Below are 3000 nucleotides of genomic sequence, written 5' to 3'. Positions count from 1 at the left end.
CATGCAGGCCTCGCAGGAATTCGCAGGCCACGCTGTACAGCCGGTCGCGCCAGCCCGCGTTCGAGCCATGCCTGCACGTTCGAATAGCTGCTTAGGCCGAGGATGTCGCCCGCTGCGTAGAATTCGACCAGCGCATTCACCCAGCCAAACGTCGCAATGTCCGCGATCGAGTAATCATCGACAATCCATTCGCGGCCCTCCAGCCGGTGATCCAGGACCCCGAGAAGACGCCTGGATTCATCAACAAAGCGCTGCCGAGGTCGCTTGTCCTCATAGTCCTTGCCGGCAAATCGCAGGAAAAAGCCTAGCTGTCCGAAGGTCGGCCCAACGCCCGACACCTGAAAGAACACCCAGGCCAGAGTCTCGTACCGCTGGGCGGGTGTTGTTGAGATGAGCTGCCCCGTCTTGTCGGCCAGATAGATGAGGATCGCACCGGTTTCCCATATGCCAATGGGCTGGCCGTCAGGGCCAGCCGGATCGATGATCGCGGGTATGCGGCCGTTGGGATTCAACGACACGAACGCTGGATCCTTCGACTCGTTGTTCGAGATGTCGACGAAGTGGGGCTCATACGGCAGGCCAGTCTCCTCCAGCATCATCGAGACCTTGACGCCGTTGGGCGTGGGGGCCGCGTATAGTTGCAAGCGATCCGGATAAGATGCTGGCCAGCGCTGCGTGATGGGAAAGGAGGAGAGGTCTGTCATATCTGGATCCTGGCACTGCGACGGCGGCTGAATGGAATGATCTGCTTCAAGGCCGGGTTCGACGACCGCGTCGATTGACGCGGTCGTCGGAGGTTGCGAACCGGATCGGCGCGGCACTAACGGCAGCGAAGCCTATTCCGCTGCAGCCCCGGCCGCAGGGCTCACATCGCCGGCCTCATGCCGCTTTGGAAGAACCCAGTCGGGACGGACGAAGTGGCAGGTGTAGCCGCCCGGCCGCTTCTCCAGATAATCCTGGTGATCGGGCTCGGCCTCCCAGAACTCGCCGACCGGCTGGACCTCGGTCACCACTTTGCCATCCCACAGCCCCGAGGCATCCACATCGGCGATCGTATCCTCGGCGACGCGCTTCTGCTCCTCGTCGACATAATAGATGCCCGACCGGTAGGAGAGCCCACGATCATTGCCCTGGCGGTTCAGCGTCGTCGGATCGTGGATCTGGAAGAAGAATTCCAGGATGTGCCGGTAGCTCGTCACTGTCGGGTCGAAGACAATCTCGATCCCCTCGGCATGCGTGCCGTGATTACGATACGTGGCGTTCGGAATATCGCCGCCCGTGTAACCCACACGGGTCGAGATGATGCCGGGCCGCTTGCGGATCAGATCCTGCATGCCCCAGAAACATCCTCCTGCGAGAACAGCGCGCTGATGCATGTTAAGCCTCCTCTACTTGATCGAGATATTCACCGTATCCCTCGGACTCCATCTCGTCGCGCGGGATGAAGCGAAGGGACGCAGAGTTGATGCAGTAGCGCAGACCGCCGCGGTCGGAAGGACCGTCCGGGAAAACGTGGCCCAGATGGCTGTCGGCGTGTACCGACCTGACCTCCGTCCGGACCATGCCGTGTGCACTGTCCCGCACCTCGTTCACGTTTGCCGGAACGATCGGCTTGGTGAAGCTGGGCCAGCCAGTACCCGAATCGAACTTGTCCGTTGAAGCGAACAGCGGCTCTCCCGACACTATGTCGACGTAGATGCCAGGCTCCTTGTTGTCGTTGTGCTCACCCGTGAAGGGCCTTTCGGTCCCCGAATCCTGGGTAATCCGGCGTTGCTCGGGGGTCAGGCGGTCAACTGCTGCCTGTGACTTCTCAAACTTCATGATAGTCTCCAATAATTAATCTAAATAGATGCGCGGAATAGTAGATCACTGAAAGGGAACTCAGCCCGGATTGTGCGATCTGATCAATCGCCAAACCAACCAAAACCACCAACCGGACTGAGCGATGCCGATCATAGCACCAATACCCCGTGGCGAACGACGCCTGATGCAGAAAGCTATTCATAAAACGCGCGATAAAAATCATGCCCGCAGACTCACGGCCATGCTGATGCTTCATCGGGGTGAACGGGTCAGCGATGTTGCCAGAACTCTCTGTTGTGCTCGTTCATCCGTTGGTCGCTGGATTAACTGGTTTACGCACTCAGGTATTGAAGGCCTGAAATCCTTACCCGCAGGGCGCTCCCGACGCTGGCCTTTTGAACATATCTGCACCCTGTTACGTGAGCTGATAAAGCATTCTCCCGGCGATTTTGGTTATCAACGTTCACGCTGGAGCACCGAATTACTGGCATTAAAAATCAATGAGATAACCGGTTGCCAGTTACATGCAGGAACCGTTCGCCGCTGGTTGCCATCTGCGGGGCTTGTATGGCGCAGGGCCGCGCCAACTCTGCGTATCCGTGACCCACATAAAGATGAAAAGATGGCGGTAATCCACAAAGCGCTGGATGAATGCAGCGCAGAGCATCCGGTATTTTATGAAGATGAAGTGGATATCCACCTTAATCCTAAAATCGGTGCGGACTGGCAGTTGCGCGGACAGCAGAAACGGGTAGTGACGCCGGGGCAGAACGAAAAATACTATCTGGCCGGCGCACTGCACAGTGGCACGGGTAAAGTCAGCTACGTGGGCGGCAACAGCAAAAGTTCAGCGCTGTTTATCGCTCTGCTGAAGCACCTGAAAGCCACTTACCGGCGGGCGAAAACAATCACGCTGATCGTTGATAACTACATTATCCATAAAAGCCGCGAAACACAGCGCTGGTTGAAAGCAAATCCCAAGTTCAGGGTAATTTACCAGCCGGTTTACTCGCCGTGGGTGAATCATGTGGAACGGCTATGGCAGGCACTTCATGACACGATAACCCGTAATCATCAGTGCCGCTCAATGTGGCAGTTACTGAAAAAGGTCCGCCATTTTATGGAAACCGCCAGCCCATTCCCCGGAGGAAAACATGGTCAGGCAAAAGTGTAGCGGTATTAGGCGCAGCTATTTAG

At 57.2% G+C, this 3000-nt stretch carries 4 protein-coding genes; 1 reads left to right on the top strand and 3 read right to left on the bottom strand.

The genetic code is table 11. From position 1 onward, the window contains the following. The 3 genes from GF617_RS26650 to msrB form a co-directional block, all read right to left on the bottom strand. The coding region (locus GF617_RS26650) for a glutathione S-transferase N-terminal domain-containing protein (RefSeq protein ID WP_004099038.1) at positions 1–704 on the bottom strand (704 nt) is incomplete at its 3' end. A 132-nt stretch (positions 705–836) separates the two neighbouring features. After that, positions 837–1376, bottom strand: coding sequence for a peptide-methionine (S)-S-oxide reductase MsrA (gene msrA / locus GF617_RS26645; protein ID WP_004099036.1), 540 nt, complete (start codon positions 1374–1376; stop codon positions 837–839). Between the two features lies 1 nt (position 1377). After that, positions 1378–1821, bottom strand: coding sequence for a peptide-methionine (R)-S-oxide reductase MsrB (gene msrB, locus GF617_RS26640; protein WP_004099035.1), 444 nt, complete (start codon positions 1819–1821; stop codon positions 1378–1380). A gap of 124 nt (positions 1822–1945) precedes the next feature. On the opposite strand from msrB, the gene GF617_RS26635 reads away from it, so the two are divergent. Then, positions 1946–2977, top strand: a complete 1032-nt coding sequence (locus GF617_RS26635; protein WP_032425611.1) for an IS630-like element ISEc33 family transposase — start codon at positions 1946–1948, stop codon at positions 2975–2977. Positions 2978–3000: the final 23 nt, after the last annotated feature.

The sequence above is a fragment of the Lelliottia sp. RWM.1 genome (assembly GCF_016859735.1).
Taxonomy (GTDB): domain Bacteria; phylum Pseudomonadota; class Gammaproteobacteria; order Enterobacterales; family Enterobacteriaceae; genus Enterobacter.
The sequence above is the reverse complement of the archived record's forward strand: the minus strand, read 5'-3'. Positions and strand labels throughout refer to the sequence as shown.

What these genes read in the sequence shown, in the direction of transcription:
- GF617_RS26635 (WP_032425611.1), top strand. Translation starts at nt 1,946, where the DNA reads ATGCCGATCATAGCACCAATACCCCGTGGCGAACGACGCCTGATGCAG.
- msrA (WP_004099036.1), bottom strand. Translation starts at nt 1,376, where the DNA reads ATGCATCAGCGCGCTGTTCTCGCAGGAGGATGTTTCTGGGGCATGCAG.
- msrB (WP_004099035.1), bottom strand. Translation starts at nt 1,821, where the DNA reads ATGAAGTTTGAGAAGTCACAGGCAGCAGTTGACCGCCTGACCCCCGAG.